Origin of the sequence: Prosthecobacter algae (assembly GCF_039542385.1) — a bacterium.
Lineage (GTDB): Bacteria > Verrucomicrobiota > Verrucomicrobiia > Verrucomicrobiales > Verrucomicrobiaceae > Prosthecobacter > Prosthecobacter algae.
Genome location: NZ_BAABIA010000002.1, coordinates 307,325 through 324,139, shown reverse-complemented (window position 1 = coordinate 324,139; position 16,815 = coordinate 307,325). Strand labels below are relative to the sequence as shown.

Genomic DNA, 16,815 nt, shown 5'->3' with positions numbered 1-16,815 from the left:
CCCTGGATCGCTTTTTGACCCGGTGACAAATTGCCTCGGTTTCGGGGCAATGGAGGCAGCAAATCCATGACTCTGTCGTAGTTAAAACGTGTTCATTCAGGTTCAGAGGTGCGCACCGCATCCAGGGTGAGCTGCCACTGTTCCTCTCCACGCCAAAAGTTCCGTTGGACCCGCATCGCCACATCCCAGGGTGGTTTGGGCAGGTTTTTCAAAGGAGCATTGAACCAGCGAGCTTCCATTGAGGCCCCATCCTGGCTCAGCATCACCCGCAGGTGCTTCTCTTTCATCAGCCGCCCTGGCAGGCGGGGGGTGACCCGCTTGCACAGAAATACCGGCTCGTGATTGCGCTGGCCGAAGGGTTCCATCAGCCTGAAATTACGTAGAAATTCCAGGGAAAGATCACGCAGGCGCACTTCCACATCCAGCTCCAGCACCGGGGTGAGGGCTTCTTCGCTCAGCGCCCGGCGGGCGGCTTCGGAGAACCGCTCGCGGAAAATCTCCAGCTTGTCTTCATGGACGGAAACACCCGCTGCCATCGCGTGTCCCCCTCCCCGTACAATGTGCTCCCGGCAAAACTCGATGGCTTCAACCAGGGAGAAACCCAGGATGCTGCGGCCGCTACCTTTGCCCATGCCATTCTCATCAAAGGAAAACAGGATGGTCGGGCGGTGAACCAGCCGTGAAATGCGTGAAGCGACGATGCCCACCACGCCCGGGTGCCAGTTACGCGAGCCCAGAACCACGGCCGGAATGTGTTCCAGATCGCCCATGGCCAGCAGTTGCTGCTCGGCTTCGTTAAAAACTTCCAGTTCCACGGCCTGGCGATCGCGGTTGTGATTTTCCAGCAAGGTAGCGTAGTCCGAGGCAACGAGTGGGTCCTCCGCCAGCAGAAGTTGTAGGGCGGTGGAGGCCGTATCCAGGCGCCCGGCCGCATTTAGGCGCGGCCCCAGGCGGAAGCCCACGTGGTGGGTCTGGATGAAACCATCCACACCTGCGATTTCCTTCAGCGCCCGCAGGCCGATGCGCTCCGTCTGCGCCAGGGCCTCCAGACCTCGGCGTACCAACAGCCGATTTTCATCAATCAGGGGCACCAAGTCCGCCACCGTGCCCAGGGCTACCAGATCCAGGGCCTCCTTGAGGTCAAAGTCCACCCGGCGGGTCTTCAGCAGTGCGTGGGCCACCTTGAACACCAGCCCCGCCGTGCAGAAGTAATGATACTCCGTGCCTAGTTTGGGATTCACCAGCGCGACACAAGGAGGGCGGCCAAAGGGGGACAGCTCATGGTGGTCCACGATCACGCAGTCCACTCCCTGCTCCTGCAGCCAAGTCAGCTCCTTGATGGAGGTGGTGCCGCAGTCCAGCGCCAGCAGCAGGTCCGGTTTGCCAAATTCCTCAAACAGCCGCGCAAAGCCGTCCATGCTCAGTCCATAACCTTCCTCCATGCGGGAGGGCAGAAAGAGGTGGGTCGGCAGTCCGTAAGCCTTCAGCGTCAGGTGCATCAGCGCCATGGAGGTCACGCCATCCACATCGTAGTCGCCGTAAAGGGCCACGCGCTGGTTTTCATCCACCGCTTTCAGGATGCGCGCCACGGCGATATTCATCTCCGGCAGCACGGTAGGGTCGCCCAAAGAGGCCAGTTTTGGCACCAGGAAATCCTGCACCTGATCCGCCGAAAGGAAACCGCGCTGGGTTAGCAGGGTGGTCAGCAGCAGCGGCAGCCCTGTGTCCGCCGCCAAATCCCCCGCGGCCTCAGGCACAGGCTTCAGGAGCCAGCGCGGAGGCAGGGTGTTCGGCAGAGGGATTTCAGAGGCGAGGGCCATTTTCAGATGTGCAACCTCCTTGTATGCAGCACGCTCGTAGGCTAGTCAAAGCATCCCTCCCCCATTCATGTCTTCCACCTCCGTTTCCTCTCTTTCCGGCCGTCTTTGGCTGGCAGGCATGGGCCTGTTTTTGGCTCTGGCCGGGCTGCTCTTTACCTGGGTGCTGTGGACATCGTGGCAGCGTGCGGAGGAGACCCGCCGCTGGGTTCCCACTCCCTGCCGAATTATTTCCGCGCAGGTCTTCAGCGAGCGCCCCACCCCACATTCCAATCCCGCGCACAAAGCCGACGTGCGCTACTCGTACACCTTTGAAGGCAAGCCCTTCACCGGCACTCGCATCAAGCGGGTGGACTCCGCCAGCCAGCACGAAGAAAACGCCCGCAAAAAGCTGGAGGACTACCCCATTGGCCAGGAAACCACCTGCTACGTCAATCCTGCCCAGCCAGACATCGCAATCCTCAAACACGACTCGCGTGCCGCGCTCTACTCCATCTGGTTCCCGCTGCTCTTCGTGGTCGGCGGTCTAGGCATGGCCTGGAACGCGCTGCGGCGGCGGTGAGGGGGCTCTACGTTTACCTTGAATTCTCCACGGCCAATTCACCTTTGGGTTTTACCGTGAAAATGAAGGATGGCGCAAATACCCAGTAATTGTCTCCTTCGTCCTCGTTCATGCAGTCGCAGAAAACGGTGAGTTCGAGGCCATTGGAGAAGGTCAGAAGCAAATCTCCTCCAGGCTTGGAAAGCTTCACATCGCTTACCAAGGCATTCGTGATTTGGTGAAGACCTTGGAGCATCTCTGCTCCAGCTTGATTGTTGCTTCTAGAGGAACAAAGGACTTTTTTTTCTGAGTCCAGCCGCCAGGCTGCGTCCCGGATAAACAAACTCCATTTTCCCTCATACTCCCTGATTATAGGATCCAAATTTTTCACTGGCTTGGCCCGCAGGTGCTTTTCGCCAAATTGAAGTGAGACCATGGAGCCTGTTCCCGCCCCTGCTACGACACCCCAGGCGACCATGCCTACCAACTGATTGAGATGATCTTGGAATGCTTCAAAATTCATCGCTTTAACCTCAATACTTCGAGAGGATTGACTCACCCCAGCACCACCCCAACCTCCAGCGGTTTACCCCGCAGGAAATCTCCGGCAGCGAGGCGTTTGCCGCCTTCGGCCTGCACTTCTTCCAGGGCCAGCAGACCCTGGCCGCAGGCCACGATGAGGCCGGTTTTTGGATCGCTGCCAACCACGGTTCCTGGCACCGGGCAGGCTTCGGCCTCGGGGATGACCTGGGCGCGGTGCACCTTCAGCGGCGCGGGTTTGCCGTCTCCGGGCAGGAGGGTGAAGGTGCCGGGCCAGGGATTGTAGGCACGGATGAGAAGCTCCAGTTCCGTGGCGCTGCGGCTCCAGTCCAGGCGGCCATCTTCACGCTTCAGTTTGCCGCAGTGACTGGCGAATTCATTCTCCTGCGGTTTGCGTGGGGCGGGCCCTGAAGCAATCAGGTCCAGCGCCTCTTCCAGGCTGGCCGGGGCGGCGAGGGCCAGCTTGTCATGCAAGGTTCCGCCTGTGTCGGTGGGCTCGATGGTGACGCGGTCCATCAGCAGGATGTCGCCGGTATCCAGGCCTTCATCCATGTGCATGATGGTCACGCCCGTTTCGGCATCGCCGGCGCGGATCGCGGCCTGGATGGGGGATGCCCCGCGATACTTCGGCAGCAGGGAGGCGTGGATGTTGAGGCAAGCCAGCTTCGGCACATCCAGCACCGCGGGGGAGAGGATCTGCCCGTAGGCCACCACCACGGCCACATCGGCATTGAAAGCTTTCAGCTCCTCCACGGCATTTCTAATTTTCAGGGGCTGCATCACGGGGATGCCCGCAGCTTCCGCCCGCACTTTGATCTGCGGTGGCGTCAGCACCAGCCTGCGCCCGGCAGGTTTGTCCGGCTGGGTCACCACGCCCACCACTTGATGTTTGGGCGTGTAGAGAAGCCACTCCAGCGAGGGCAGGCCGATGTCCCCGGTACCAATGAAAAGGATGCGCATGCGGCAGTCTCTTACACTTTCATCATCTCGATGTCACGCCAGGCTTGAAGGGTCATCACTCCCGCCAGGATGTCGTAGAGCACCTTGGCCGGCGGCTGGCTGGCATCGATGTCCACAATGCGGTCACCCTTGTAGTATTCCAGGATCGGCTTGGTCTCAGCCTCGTAGGTGGCGAAACGCTGCTGGATGACGCTCTCGTTTGCGTCGTCAAAACGGTTGTCCTTGAGGGCACGCTTGCGCAGGCGGCGGGCCAGTTCCGTGCGGTCTGGGCAGGAGAGGTGAAACACCTTCAGGACTTCGATGTCCTCTTCCATGAACTTCGCCTGGTCCACGTTGCGTGGGATGCCGTCCAGAACCAGGAAATCAATCTCCGGCTTGAACTGGTGGCCGTCCACCTTCTGTTTGATGTTCGCGCGCCAGAGCTGGACGGTGACGTCATCCGGCACCAGTTCTCCTCGGCTGGAGTATTGGACAAACTTCTGTCCCAAAGCCGTGCGTGTATCCAGAGAGCGGAACACATCCCCACAGGCCAGATGATGAAACCGGGGGATGGAGCCGAGCACCTTCCCCTGCGTGCCTTTGCCGCTGCCAGGAGCGCCAAGAATCAGAAGAGTACGAAAACGAGGTTGGGATTCAGCCATGATGGAAAACCTTTAGCATGTCACGGGAGCGTCACAAGCTAAGGCTTGAGGCGAGTTTCGAGCTTATTGTTATCGCTCTTACGGAAGACGTTCCATCACCGCAGGGATGACCTTTTCAGGTGTCAGTTGCTCCCAATCGCCTTTTTCAGCCCGAATAACGCTGACTCCCTGCTGAGGAGGTGCCCAGATGTCCGGATTCGTCGGCCCAAAAAGCAGCAGGCACGGCACCCCGCAGGCGGAGGCCAGGTGCGAGATGCCGCTGTCATGTCCCAGAAAGAAATCGCAGGTCACCAGGCGGTCCGCCAGTTCAGGCAGTGGCAGGGCGTGCCAATGCTCGGTCGTCTTGAATCCTGATACAGAGACCCCGCGTTCCAGTTCCGCCTCTCCGGTGATGAGCACCAATTCCAGCTCGGGTCTCTGTTGTTGGAGGGCTGCCGTCACCGCCTGCCAGTTCTCCAGCGCCCAGTTTTTGTGGGTCGAGCCGCTGCCGAGGTGGAGGGCGATGCGGATTGGTTTTGAAGCCGCCTCCGCTCGGGCAAACAGTGGTGTTCGCCAGTCCGGCTCGTCCAGATACATCGCCAGCTTTTCCAGAGGCTTCGCCAGTTGCATGGCGGCATGGCCCTTGCCCGGTTTGACGGAGTGGGGGCATTCCAGCAGCGTCTTCACGCCGATGACTTCAAGCTGGCCGCGCAGGACTCCATCGGGATCGAACAGGTAACTGACGATCACCTTGAAGCTCAGCAGATACTCCACCAGGGCCGGGTCCAGCGGGGCTCCTTTGGCAAATAGCAGGGCCATGGAACGGTGTTCCAAGCTGCGTACGGAATCTGCCAGCCCGGCTTTCACTGCCAGTTCCATGATGCCCGGATAGCCCAGGATCTCCACGTGACATCCAGACAGAGTTTCCCGGATCAGTCGGATCGCGGGCAGGGTGAGGATAAAATCCCCGATGGCCCCACCGCGAATGACGAGGATGCGCGGTTTCTGGCGCTCCATAAAGGTCTAGTAGGTCGTGATGGCCAGCACCAGCAGTAGCGCCCCGTAGGCAACGCCGGACCAGACGGCAAGATTCCAGCGGGCAGGTTTGGCCAACAGCCAGTTCGTCCAGTCCCGCATCAGGTAAGGCATGCCGACAAAGAACATGCCGACGATGATCCAGACGTAGGCCAGGATGGGCAGCAGCAGTCGCGTCACAGGCGGCTGGAGAAAGGCTGCCGCCAGCACAGGACCTGCGGCCAGCAGCATCAGTGAGCCCAGGGCACGCACCGCCAGGAACTCCTTCACATACATCAGCACTAGGACAAAACCGATGGGCACCACCATCAGGAACCATCTCCGCAAAAAGAAGAATTCGCCCATGTCCATGTTGAAAAGGCACATCATGCCCCAGACGAAACCGATGCTCAGCAAGGCCGCTCCCCAGCCATAATGGCGTGGAAAGGCTTTCAGAAACTCCTTCGTACGATCTGCATTTTTCCATGCCCACAGGTGGGTCACCAGAAGGAGCAGCCCCAGCACGATGCCTGTCGGCTTCAGCGGAATGCCACCAGTCGGCTCGAGGTGATAAAGATAATTGTGCAGATCTGTGAGCATGTCGGGAGAATACCGTGTCGCTTCTGCGCGCCGAATCAATCACTTCGAACTGAGCTGCCCCATTTGATTTTCCATGCCACCTGGAAAGTTGTTGAGATTTCGGCTCAATAAGTTAAGCTCGAAGCTCCTTTCTCGTTTGCCTCGCCTTTTTATGGCACGTTCCTCAAGCATTTACGAACTCACCTCCTCTGAGCTGCATGAGGTCTATGTAGAGGCGTCTCACGTAGAAGAAAAAGGGGAAATTGTGGAGGCGGAATACGTGCCGAATGTCACCTGGGTACGTGGCGGAACGACCGTTCGCACGGTGCGTTCTGGATTCTACATGCATTGGGCGGATGAGGTATTTGACCGTCAGCTCCGCCTTCGCTGCGATGAGGAGATTGACTTTTACGTCGTCACCTTTGCCCTTGAGGGGCACTGGCAGGAGATATCGGGAGGACGCCGCCGGATTTACGACCGCTATTCTGGCAGCATGTCCCTTCTACGTTACTGCCAGAGCAGCCAACATCGGGCCATGCCGACTGCCAATGGTCGCAAAGCCAGCCACCTGACTCTAGCCATTGAAGGTAGTCAATTTCGCCAATGGCTGACGGAAAAGGAGCTGACCGAGCACCCGTTGCTCCGACGTTTTTTCAAAGGGGAAGGGGAGCCGTGCCTGATCAGCCCTATCACGCTCCGGGCCCGACTGGTGGTGGAGCAAATCCAGAAATGTCCTCTTCAGGGAATGTGCCGGGCGCTTTTTATGGAGGCGCGCTGCCTGGATCTGATCGTGGAAATGCTCCACTCGCTCAGTCCCTCTCCGGCATTGACGGCCCCTCGTCGTTTGAGCCCCCAGGACATGGAGCGCATCCACGCCGCTGCGGAATTTCTTCGACAATCTTTGGACGCACCCCCCACACTTGCGGAACTCGCCCACCGGTTTTCACTCAGTGAATCGAAGCTCAAGGCAGGTTTTCATCAGGTTTTCGGTACCACTACTTTCGGTTACCTCCGGCAACAGCGTTTGCAGAAAGCCCGCACGCTCTTGGCGCATGGAGAGTGTAGCATTTTGGATGCCTCCCACATGGTTGGAATCAATAATCCCAGCCACTTCGCTGCACTGTTTAAGCAGCACTTTGGAATAAATCCGAAGCAGTTTCAGTTGAACGCCACTCGTCAGAAATAAAACGTCATGAGGTAGAAATTGAAATGATAATGGGTCTCATTAGCTTCCTTCATGAAGCCTACCCCGTTGTTGTTTCTTTTTCTTATTAGCCTGTCCTTCCCACGCCTCAGCGCACAGGAATTATCTGGTAACCCCAACTCTGATGAAGAGGTTTTGCCTGAGATTGTGGTCACGGCGGAGGCAGAGCCCAAGACCAACTACGTGGCTCCAGTTTCCAGCTCGGCCTCCCGTCTGCCTGAGAAGGTGATGGAGAGCTCCCGCTCTGTGCAGACGGTGACTCAGCAGGTCATTCAAGACCGGGCGATTATCGACCCCCAGGAGGCGGTGCAAAATGTCAGCGGCGTGCAGCGCAGCGGTTCCTTCACCGGCACGGGCGAGACCTATCGTCTGCGCGGCTTTTCCCAACAATCTTATATCAAAGATGGCTTCCGGGCAGGCACTGTGCCGGGCGGCATCGTTTTTAATGCCGTTGCTCCCACAGATGTAGCAAATCTCCAACAGATCGAGGTGCTCAAGGGCCCTGCTTCCATCCTCTTTGGTCGGGGCGAGCCTGGCGGCGTGGTGAACTACATCACTCGCAGTGCCGCCTTTGAGGATGCCTACAGCATTCAGCAGATGGTCGGTAGTTTTGATTTTTACCGCACCCAGCTCAATGCGAATTGGGAAGCGGTCCCGGATAAGTTCGCTCTTCGTTTTGATGGGGCTTTTGAGACCGGTGATTCTTACATCGATTATGTTCAGTCGGAGCGCACCATGGTGGCACCGGCCTTCGCCTGGAAGATCAGCGAGGATACGCAGCTCCAATTCCGTGCGGAATACACCCACGATGATCGCTCCACCATTCCTGGCATGCCGTATCAAAACGGCAGTGTTGTCAAAGGCATTCCTTACGACCGCTACCTGGGTGAAACAGATTTTACCCGCAATGTCACGGATACCTACCGTGCGCTCCTCACTTTAGAGCATCGCTGGAATGAGCATCACAAAACCACGCTCTCCATGCATGGACTGACCTCCACCAGTGAAGGTGGCTACTTCATTCTTTTTAACTTTACAGGGCCTCTCCAAGACCCGGTCACGGGTGACATTGCTCGCTCTGCCTCAGCCACAGACTTTTCCGAGCATTATTTCACGACACGGCTGGATCACGTCATCACCTGGGATCTCTATCCCGATGTTAAAAACGAGCTGCTTCTCTCCGCCGAGTTCGATTTTCAAAACAATGACAACACTCGCTACCTCAGCGGGCATACCAGCCTCAATCCCTACAATCCTGTTTACACAGGTTATCAGCCCTTGCCTCTCCTGCCGGGGCTTCCCAACCGCTTTTCTGAAGTGACCCAGACGGATGCGAAGGCCTATTCCTTCCTGCTGATGGACAAAATCTCCTTTGGCGAATCCCTGTTCCTGAACTTAGGGGCTCGTCTGGAGTGGTTCGATGGCACCCATGAAGTCACGTATGCGGACCCGGGCGTGCCTTTTGCCGATTCGCTTGCAGAGTTGGATCAGGGCAGCCTCAATCCCTTTGCGGGGCTGGTGTTCAAACCTCTTCCGCAACTCGCTGTCTACGGCAGTTATTCAGAGAGCACTTACTCTTTCAAAAACATCGCTCTGAGAACCTCCAGCGGTGAAAGCTTGGACCCCGAGCGTGGTCGTCAGTTTGAGCTGGGGGCTAAGACGGAGCTATTGGATGGCCGATTCATTGCCAGCGCTGCCTTCTTCCAGATCAATAAGACCGATGTTGCTGGCACTGACCCTAGCAATCCCTTGTTTTCCATCAATGCTGGGGAGGAACGCAGCCGAGGCTTTGAGCTGGACCTCGCCGGAGAACTGGCCCCTGGCTGGAGGTTGTTAATGAACTATGCCTACCTGGACAGCCACATCACCGAGGCACCTAACGGAGCTAATGTTGGCAATCGCCGTCCGGGAGTTCCTGAACACAGTGGCAGCATCTTCACCACCTATGAGATCCAGACGGGAAAACTGAAAGGCCTGGGTTTCGGTGGTGGTGTTTACATGAGCGACCGAGTGGCCGTGGATACTGCGAATACTGGTAATCTTGCGGGCTTTGCACAAACCGATGCGCTGGTGTTTTACCGTCGCAATAACTGGCAGGTGCAGCTCAATGTGAAGAACCTTTTCGACAACGAAGTCTTCTACGCCACGGATAACGCCACGATGGTCCAGGCCGGCAATGCACGCACCTTCATTGCCTCCGTGAAATTCGAGTTTTGATCTCATGGCCACCCCAACTTCCCTCCGCCGCTGGACCATTCTGCATCGCTGGACTAGTCTCTTTTGCACTGCGAATCTGCTGCTTCTCTGCGTCACGGGCCTCTTGCTTATCTTTCATCCTGAGATTGATGCCATGCTCGGCACCATGCCTGAGATCCAGCATGAAGGGAAAACCATGCTGCCGCCTGGTCAATTGGTGGATGCTGCGCGGGAGTCTCGCCCCGGCTGGGCACCAGCGGTTTACTCGGAGGATGAGGATCACCCCGGGCGCATCTTTGTGACCATGCTGCCGCCAGGGGTAGAAGACCTGGCTAAGAGCGAGGCCGTCATTCTAGATGGCTTTACAGGCCAAGTGGCGGACGTGAAGCTGGATGAAACCTTCAGCATGATGGTGCTGAATCTACATGCGAATCTCTTCGCTGGTTTCATGGGCGAGCTTTATCTCGCTCTGGTTGGCATCGCTTTCTTTGTAGCTTTGATCTCTGGGGTGGTGATCTATGCGCCGTTCATGCGTAACTTGATGTTTGGCATGATTCGCCGTGAGCGCGGGGGTCGTCTCTTGCAGTTGGACTTACATAATCTCGTTGGCATCTCTACCGTGGCTTGGTGCTGTGTTGTCTGTTTGACGGGGATCATTTTGGAACTGGGGAAACCCCTCCTAATGATCTATCAGAGCCACGACCTCGCTGCCATGACGGCCCCTTTCAAAGATCGCCCAGCGCCCGGAAGCATCGTGCCGCTCGATCAAGCCATTCAGACTGCTCAGAAAGCCTGGCCAGAACATCGGCTCCAGTTCGCCGTCTTTCCTGGCACGCAGTTGACAGGCCGCCATCATTTCACCCTTTTTATGGCTGCAGAGACCGGGCTGGCCAAGCGGGTGCCCAAGCTAACCCTGGTGGATGCCTCCTCTGGCGACCTCACCGTGGCCAGTGATGCCCCCTGGTATATTCAGGCGCTCTTCGTCAGTGGTCCGTTGCATTTTGGCGATTATGCGGGCACACCGCTGCGGATCATCTGGGCTCTGTTTACCCTGCTCACCATCATTCTCTGTATCAGTGGGCTGTATCTATTTGTCGCCAAGCTGCGTGGCCGCCGCCGTGACATCACCCTGCTTCAAGAGGCTACTAAATGACGACTTTACGCCGCACTACCTGGGGCATCCCCGCCCTCCTCGCTATCACTTCTCTCACGGCTCTCATCTTGGCCCTCGTCGCCGAGGGGGGGTGGGATTGGCTTTCTTGGGCCTTGCTCGCCTTGCCACCCGTTTTGGTCGGCTGTTTTTGGTTCAAAAGTAACAAACAGATCTAAAAAGATTAAAAACCTCAGCAGAGTCAGAAAAGACTAAATTCTTTTCCGTGCGTCTTCGTCAGTGTGCTATTCTCACTCAGCGAATTTCCCCGCACGTCATGAAACCTATCTCGCGTTTTGGGCTGGCTTCAGCCCTCTGTTTGGCGGCCTTGCTGCCCACGTCTGTCTCTTTGGCGGCTCCTGTGAAAAAGAGCCGTGTCGAAACCAGGGCCGAGCCTGTTTTAGAAGCTGAGTTTTCCATTCACCCGGCTGAGCTCTCGCCGGAAAGCACTCTTGAGGTGGTCTTCCCCACGCCGATGATTCCCAAGGAAAAGATCGGTATGGTGGACCCGGAATCGCCTCTGGTCATCAAGCCCGCCCTGGCGGGTGAATTTCAGTGGGTGAGCACGCGCAGCGGCCAGTATAAACTGACTCAGGCCCCAAAGTTCAATGCGAGTTACGACTTTGTCCTTCGGGCGGGCCTTCGCGACCTCGCGGGTAAGGCCCTTTCCACGGAGTCTCTCGCTTCGGTCAACAGCGCCCAGTTCCGCGTCATTGACCAATCGCCCAAATGGTTCAACGACAGCGAAGCCCGGCGCATGCCGAGGTTCCTTTTCGAATTCAATGACAACGTGACCGCTGGTGATGCCGCAGCTCACATCGCCTTTGTTTCGGAAACGCCACCACTCACCATCCCGGCCACTGCCCGTCATGCCACGGGCAAGGATTTCTCCCGCTACAGCGAACCGCAGCCCACTTGGGCCGAAGAGATCGCCAAGGTTAAACCGACCCTGGCCGAAGGGGCAACCCGCCTCAGCGCCATTGTCGTCGAGCCGAAAGAGCCCCTGCCTGTCGCGGACAAATGGAAGCTCGTCATCCAGCCCACGCTGATGAATGCTTCGGGTTATGTCAATCTGGCCACGGGGGATGCGATCGCCCTGGGTGATGTGAAGCCCTTTGAAGTGCGCAAGACCAGCGGCCACACGCCTTTTGACCAGCCTTATTACATCGACATCGCTTTTAACAAAGCCCTGCTGCCCACCCAGGACACGCCTGCCAAGCCTGAGGAAATCCAGGCCCTGGCCGATAAGATGGCTGCCTCCGTCCACATCGAGCCGACGGTGAATGGCCTCAAGGCTGAGATCCAGGGCTACAGCCTGCGCCTGAGCGGAGGTTTCGCCTTGAAGACGCCGTATCGGGTGGTGGTGGAGCCTAACATCATGTCTGGCGACGGATTACCACTGTCTGCGGTGGCGGAGCAGGAGGTGGTATTCATCCCGAATGCCCCCTATGTGGCTGCTCCGGCCTTTGTGCGGACTCAACTCGCCAAAGGCGGCGGCGACTTTGAAATCTCGGCGGCGAATGTTCGCGAAGTACGAGTGCGGGCGAAGAAGCTGACCGGCCCTGAACTGCTGCAAACCACGCAAAAGTATGAGGCCTACCGCAGTGCCTTTTATCAGAACGAGAAAAAGAAGAAGGAGTTCAAGCCCGAGCCCCTGGATGCCTATCCTGGTACAGTCGTTTTTGATCGCACCTTTCCCGTGACCAAACCGCTGGATCAGAGCGAAATGCTAAAGCTCAACTGGCGCGAGGTGCTGGGTGGTGATGTCGCGGCCCCTTTGTTCCTGGAATTCGAAGGCCGGGCGGCAGATGGCGTGACTGAAAAAGGGGTCATTACTCAGACGCTGGTGCAGTTCACAGATCTTGGCCTCATGCAAAAGAGCAATGGGCGCGAGACACTGGTTTTTGTCACTTCTTTGCAGACGGGTAAACCGGTGAGTGGTGTGCGCTTGACGGCGGTGGATGCGGAGCAAAAGCTCATCGGTTATGCCGATACGGATGCCAATGGCATTGCCGTTTTGAAAGGGGCCAATCCGTCCCTTGTGCTGGCGGAAAAGGCAGGTGATTGCACTGCACTTGATTGTGATGACTCCCACATTGGCGGTGCCGTCCCGTATGACATTCCCACGGCCTGGGAAGATGTCTGGAAGCCTGTCCGTCGCACTTTTGTGTTTTCAGATCGTCCCCTGTATCGCCCAGGTGACACCGCTCATGTCAAGGCGCTGACCCGCACAAGAATGGCAGATGACCTAACCATTGATGCCGAATCCTCCAAGGCCCGCGTGGTCATTCGAGATCCGCGTTACCGCGTGGTCTTGGAGAAGGAGATCACCTTCAGCCCAAATGGCTCCTGGAACGAAGATTTCAAACTCCCTGAAGGCCCCATGGGCTGGTATGAACTCATGGTTCACTTTGATGTTCCTGGCCAGGAAAACCAAGGGGCCAGCGGCTTCTATTCCTTCCGCGTGGATGACTACAAACCCAACAGCTTTGAAGTGAAGCTGGACGGCAAGAAACTGGATGTGCTGGCGGATCGGTTGAAGCTGCCTTTGAGCGCGAATTATTACATGGGCAAGTCCCTCAGCCGGGCCAAGGCGAGCTGGACAGCTTCCTCTTCCCGCGCCTTCACATCGCCGCAGGGCTACGATGATTACCACTTCGGAGATGCGCCTCGATGGGCGCAGTATGCCAAGGACCGAGATGCCGACGGGCACTACGACGACAGCGACTCTGAGGAAGAAGGTGAGTGGTGGGTGAATGGCGATGTTTTCCTCAGCGATGAGGGCACGGCCACCCTGGAAATGCCCATGCCACCTCCAGACCGAGCGGCCCTGCCGCAGCAGGTGCGCGTTACGGCGGAGGTGACGGATATCAACCAGCAGACGATCAGTGCGGCCACTGAGTTTGAGGTGCCGGGTGCGGACTACATTCTGGGGTTGAAAGGGCCGCAGTTCTTTGGTGCTGCCGGGCAGGACGTGCGGGTGGATGTGTTGGCCATCGATTCCAAAGGCCAGCCCGCCGCAGGCCGTGTGAGCGTGGAAGTGAAGGTGGAACGCCAGGAATACCACACGCTGAAAATCGCCACGGCAGGCGGAGGCTCGACCACCAAGGACCAAGTCATCCTGCGTGAAGAACTGAAACAAACCGTCGAGCTGAAATCTCCGGCGGCCAACAGTGCCCCGACGGCACTGGTCAGCTTCAAGCCCACCCGTGGCGGAGTCTATTTTGTGACGGCCGAATCTACAGATGCCAAGGGCAAGAAGATGCTCTCACGCCTCCCAGTTTACATCCTTGGCGGCGGCGAGTTCCCGTGGGCCATGGAAGATGGCGCGCGCATCAATCTCCAGCCTGAAAAGAAGAAGCTGAAGCCCGGTGAAGAGGCCGTGATCGTGGTGAAAACCCCCATCGCCGGGACGGCCCTGGTCACGGTGGAGCGCAACAAAGTGCACCGTCATTTTGTCACCCAAATCTCGCCGGAGCAGCCCGTGATCCGGGTGCCGGTGCAGGATGAGGAAGCCCCGAACGTGTTTGTCTCCGTGGTGCTCGTGCGTGGCAGTGATAGCAGCCCGAAACAGCACAAGATGCCGGAATACAAGGTCGGCTACTGCCAGCTCGAAGTGGACTCAAAGGCCAAGGAACTCACTGTGGCCATCGCTCCTGAAAAGCCAGAGGTGAAGCCCGCTGAGTCCTTTGCAGTGACTGGCACCATCACCGATTTCCAAGGTAAGCCCGTCATCGGCAGTGAGGTCACGCTTTATGCCGTGGATGAAGGCGTGCTCAGTCTCATGAAGCATGAGACGCCGGATCCTTCGGCCTACTTCCATGAGGCTCAGCCGCTGGCCATTGACAACTACACCTCCTTTGATGACCTGCTACCGGAAGAGTTCGCAGCTCGCGAACGTGGTAACAAAGGTTTCGTCATCGGCGGTGGTGGGGAGATGGATGAAAGTGCCCTGCCGGTGCGCAAAAACTTCGTGGCCACTCCTCTTTGGCTGGCCACGGTGGTGACGGACGCCCAGGGCAAGATCAGCACCACGGTGAAAGCTCCGGACAATCTCACCCGCTACCGCCTGATGGCCATTGCCAGCAGTGGCGCAGATCGTTTTGGCAGCGGTGAATCCGCTTTCAAAATCAACAAGCCCCTCATGGTCGAGCCCGTGGTCCCACGCTTTGCGCGCCTGGAGGATGAGACCCTGCTGAAGGCCGTCATCCACAATACCACCCCTCATTCGGGGGATGTGGAAGTGCGCCTGGAACTGGATGCCACCACGGACTTCATTCGCGAAGAGCGTACCTTCATTCCTGCCAGCCTGAAGCCTGCGGCTTCTGCCGAACCAAAAGTATGGTTGCAGACCGTTTCCATCAAGGCGGGCGAAACCACCGCCGTGGCTTTCCCCGTTCGGTTTGCCAAGCTGGGCACGGCCCAGTGGAAATGGTCGGCCAAAACGGTGAAGTGGACAACCGGCGCTCCAGCGCTCAATGACGCCACGGTCTCCACCTTTGAAGTTACCCATCCGGTGCCGGAACTGAAGGAAGTGCGCTATGCCCGCCTCAGCGCCGCGACCCCGGTGGAGAATCTGGCCAAGCAGATCAATCCGGCGTTGCTGGAAGGCGAAGGCAGCGTGCAGGTGAGCATCAGCACCTCCCGCCTTTCGGAGGCAAAGGATGCCCTCGAATACATCCTCAAGTATCCCTATGGCTGTGCCGAACAGACCACCTCCGCCACCATGCCCTGGCTGGCCCTGGGCGGTTACCAGCCGCTGTTTCCGGACCTTATCAGCCCGGACAAGACCAAGGACGCCATCCAGACAGGGGTGAACCGGCTTCTGCAAATGACTACGGACGAAGGCGGTCTGGCCTATTGGCCAGGGGGCAGTGAGCCCTCCATGTGGGCCAGTGCCTACGGTGGTCTCATGCTGTTGCGTGCTCGCGATGCCGGTGCAGCGGTGCCTCCGGAAGTTGTGGATAAGCTCCTCGAATACCTCTCCAAAAAACTGCGTGGCCTGGAAGAGGAAAAGGACTTCTACAACATCACGGATTGCGCCCTTGCCCTCTATACCTTGGCCAAGGGGAAGAAGGCGGAGCCGGCCTACCAAAATTTGCTTCATGGGAAACGTGATCGCCTGCCTGAGACCGCCCGCCTTTACACGGCGCTCTCCATGTGTCTGACGGATGCCCCCAGCCAGCAGATTCAGGAAATGGTGGGCTGGGCACCACCTCCACCGCCGGAGAAGCCCAATGCCAAAAAAGCGACCGCCAAGAAAAAAGTCGTCACACCTGCCCGCCCTGCGGCTCCGGTGTGGTCACACTGGGCAGGCAATGGCGTCAATAAGGCCCTGCGCCTCATCGTTTATACCCACCTCGGCCTGAAACAGGACGCGGAAATTCTGGCCACCTCCATGCTGCAAAGCCGCAATGGCCGTGGCGAGTGGGGCAACACCTTCACCAATGCCTGGACGCTGACATCCCTGGCTGCCTATGAGCGCAGTCTGAAGTCCACTTCGGAACCTCTGCTGGCCAAGGTGCTGTGGGATGCCCAGGAGCAGCCTCTGAACATTCCGGCTCACCCAGGGACGGCCCAGGTCTCCTTTGCCCTCAATGACAAGCTGGCCGCAGCACCGCTGAAGGTGGAGCTGCCCGCAGGCCGTGAAGCCTTCTCTCGCATCCAGGCCAGTGCCTACCCGCCTGCGCGTGACTTTGCGGGTGAAAACAAAGGCTATGCCATTGAGCGCAGCTATCAAAAGCTGGCCGATGACGGCACCCTCCTGCCCTTGGACAACCTACGTGTGGGCGACATGGTCGTGGTGACCCTCCAGATCGAAATCGGCGGTGGTGACCGTTACCTCGCCATCAATGACCCGCTGCCAAGCGTCCTGGAGGCGATCAATCCGGAGTTCGATTCCCAAAGCGAGCGCGAAGGCGACCAGTTGCCAGAAGGCGTGGATGCCTGGTTCTGCGACCATCGCGAAGTCCGTGCCGATCGAGCGCTCTTCTTCACCGACTTCGCTCCTGAGAAGGGCAAGTTCCAGCTCCGTTACCTGGCCCGGGTGATCGGGGAAGGGGACACCATCGCCCCCCCAGCCCGCATTGAGGCCATGTATGAGCCTAACAAATACGGCCTCAGCCCCAGCCAGCGCCTTCGCACGCTGCCATCCGGCGCGGGACAGGTGGCAGGAAAATAAGCTTCACGTTTCT

General features: G+C 58.1%; 12 protein-coding genes. 6 read left to right on the top strand and 6 right to left on the bottom strand.

What is annotated here, in order from left to right; all coding sequences use genetic code 11:
- Window positions 1-92 precede the first annotated feature (92 nt).
- Window positions 93-1,820 carry a single-stranded-DNA-specific exonuclease RecJ gene (gene recJ / locus ABEB25_RS04755; RefSeq protein ID WP_345735234.1) on the bottom strand — a complete coding sequence of 576 codons (1,728 nt, stop codon included), beginning with the start codon at window positions 1,818-1,820 and terminating at the stop codon, window positions 93-95.
- A gap of 67 nt (window positions 1,821-1,887) precedes the next feature.
- On the opposite strand from recJ, the gene ABEB25_RS04750 reads away from it, so the two are divergent.
- Complete coding sequence (locus tag ABEB25_RS04750) at window positions 1,888-2,379, top strand: DUF3592 domain-containing protein (RefSeq protein WP_345735233.1); 492 nt, start codon at window positions 1,888-1,890, stop codon at window positions 2,377-2,379.
- Between the two features lie 13 nt (window positions 2,380-2,392).
- Here ABEB25_RS04750 and ABEB25_RS04745 read toward each other — a convergent pair whose 3' ends face one another.
- From ABEB25_RS04745 to ABEB25_RS04725, 5 genes are all read right to left on the bottom strand, one after another.
- A complete protein-coding gene (locus tag ABEB25_RS04745; RefSeq protein WP_345735232.1) occupies window positions 2,393-2,881 on the bottom strand; it encodes a hypothetical protein in 489 nt (162 codons plus the stop codon).
- Window positions 2,882-2,913: 32 nt separating this feature from the next.
- Window positions 2,914-3,858: a methionyl-tRNA formyltransferase gene (gene fmt / locus ABEB25_RS04740; RefSeq protein WP_345735231.1), complete on the bottom strand. Its 945-nt coding sequence runs from the start codon at window positions 3,856-3,858 to the stop codon at window positions 2,914-2,916.
- An 11-nt stretch (window positions 3,859-3,869) separates the two neighbouring features.
- The gene (locus ABEB25_RS04735) at window positions 3,870-4,499 is read right to left on the bottom strand and encodes an adenylate kinase family protein (RefSeq protein WP_345735230.1); all 630 of its coding nucleotides are present in this window, start codon (window positions 4,497-4,499) and stop codon (window positions 3,870-3,872) included.
- Window positions 4,500-4,577: 78 nt separating this feature from the next.
- Entirely contained in the window at window positions 4,578-5,495 is a 918-nt protein-coding gene (locus ABEB25_RS04730) for a glycosyltransferase family 9 protein (RefSeq protein ID WP_345735229.1), read from the bottom strand.
- A 6-nt stretch (window positions 5,496-5,501) separates the two neighbouring features.
- Complete coding sequence (locus ABEB25_RS04725) at window positions 5,502-6,092, bottom strand: hypothetical protein (RefSeq protein WP_345735228.1); 591 nt, start codon at window positions 6,090-6,092, stop codon at window positions 5,502-5,504.
- A 73-nt stretch (window positions 6,093-6,165) separates the two neighbouring features.
- Between ABEB25_RS04725 and ABEB25_RS04720 the strand changes: the two genes are divergently transcribed.
- The 5 genes from ABEB25_RS04720 (at window position 6,166) to ABEB25_RS04700 (ending at window position 16,802) form a co-directional block, all read left to right on the top strand.
- The gene (locus tag ABEB25_RS04720; protein ID WP_345735227.1) at window positions 6,166-7,257 is read left to right on the top strand and encodes a helix-turn-helix transcriptional regulator; all 1,092 of its coding nucleotides are present in this window, start codon (window positions 6,166-6,168) and stop codon (window positions 7,255-7,257) included.
- A 153-nt stretch (window positions 7,258-7,410) separates the two neighbouring features.
- The gene (locus ABEB25_RS04715; RefSeq protein ID WP_345735226.1) at window positions 7,411-9,492 is read left to right on the top strand and encodes a TonB-dependent siderophore receptor; all 2,082 of its coding nucleotides are present in this window, start codon (window positions 7,411-7,413) and stop codon (window positions 9,490-9,492) included.
- Between the two features lie 4 nt (window positions 9,493-9,496).
- Window positions 9,497-10,624, top strand: coding sequence for a PepSY-associated TM helix domain-containing protein (locus ABEB25_RS04710; RefSeq protein ID WP_345735225.1), 1,128 nt, complete (start codon window positions 9,497-9,499; stop codon window positions 10,622-10,624).
- Entirely contained in the window at window positions 10,621-10,800 is a 180-nt protein-coding gene (locus ABEB25_RS04705) for a hypothetical protein (protein ID WP_345735224.1), read from the top strand. Before ABEB25_RS04710 ends, ABEB25_RS04705 begins: the two co-directional genes overlap by 4 nt.
- Window positions 10,801-10,898: 98 nt before the next feature.
- A complete protein-coding gene (locus ABEB25_RS04700) occupies window positions 10,899-16,802 on the top strand; it encodes an alpha-2-macroglobulin family protein (protein ID WP_345735223.1) in 5,904 nt (1,967 codons plus the stop codon).
- Window positions 16,803-16,815 lie beyond the last annotated feature (13 nt).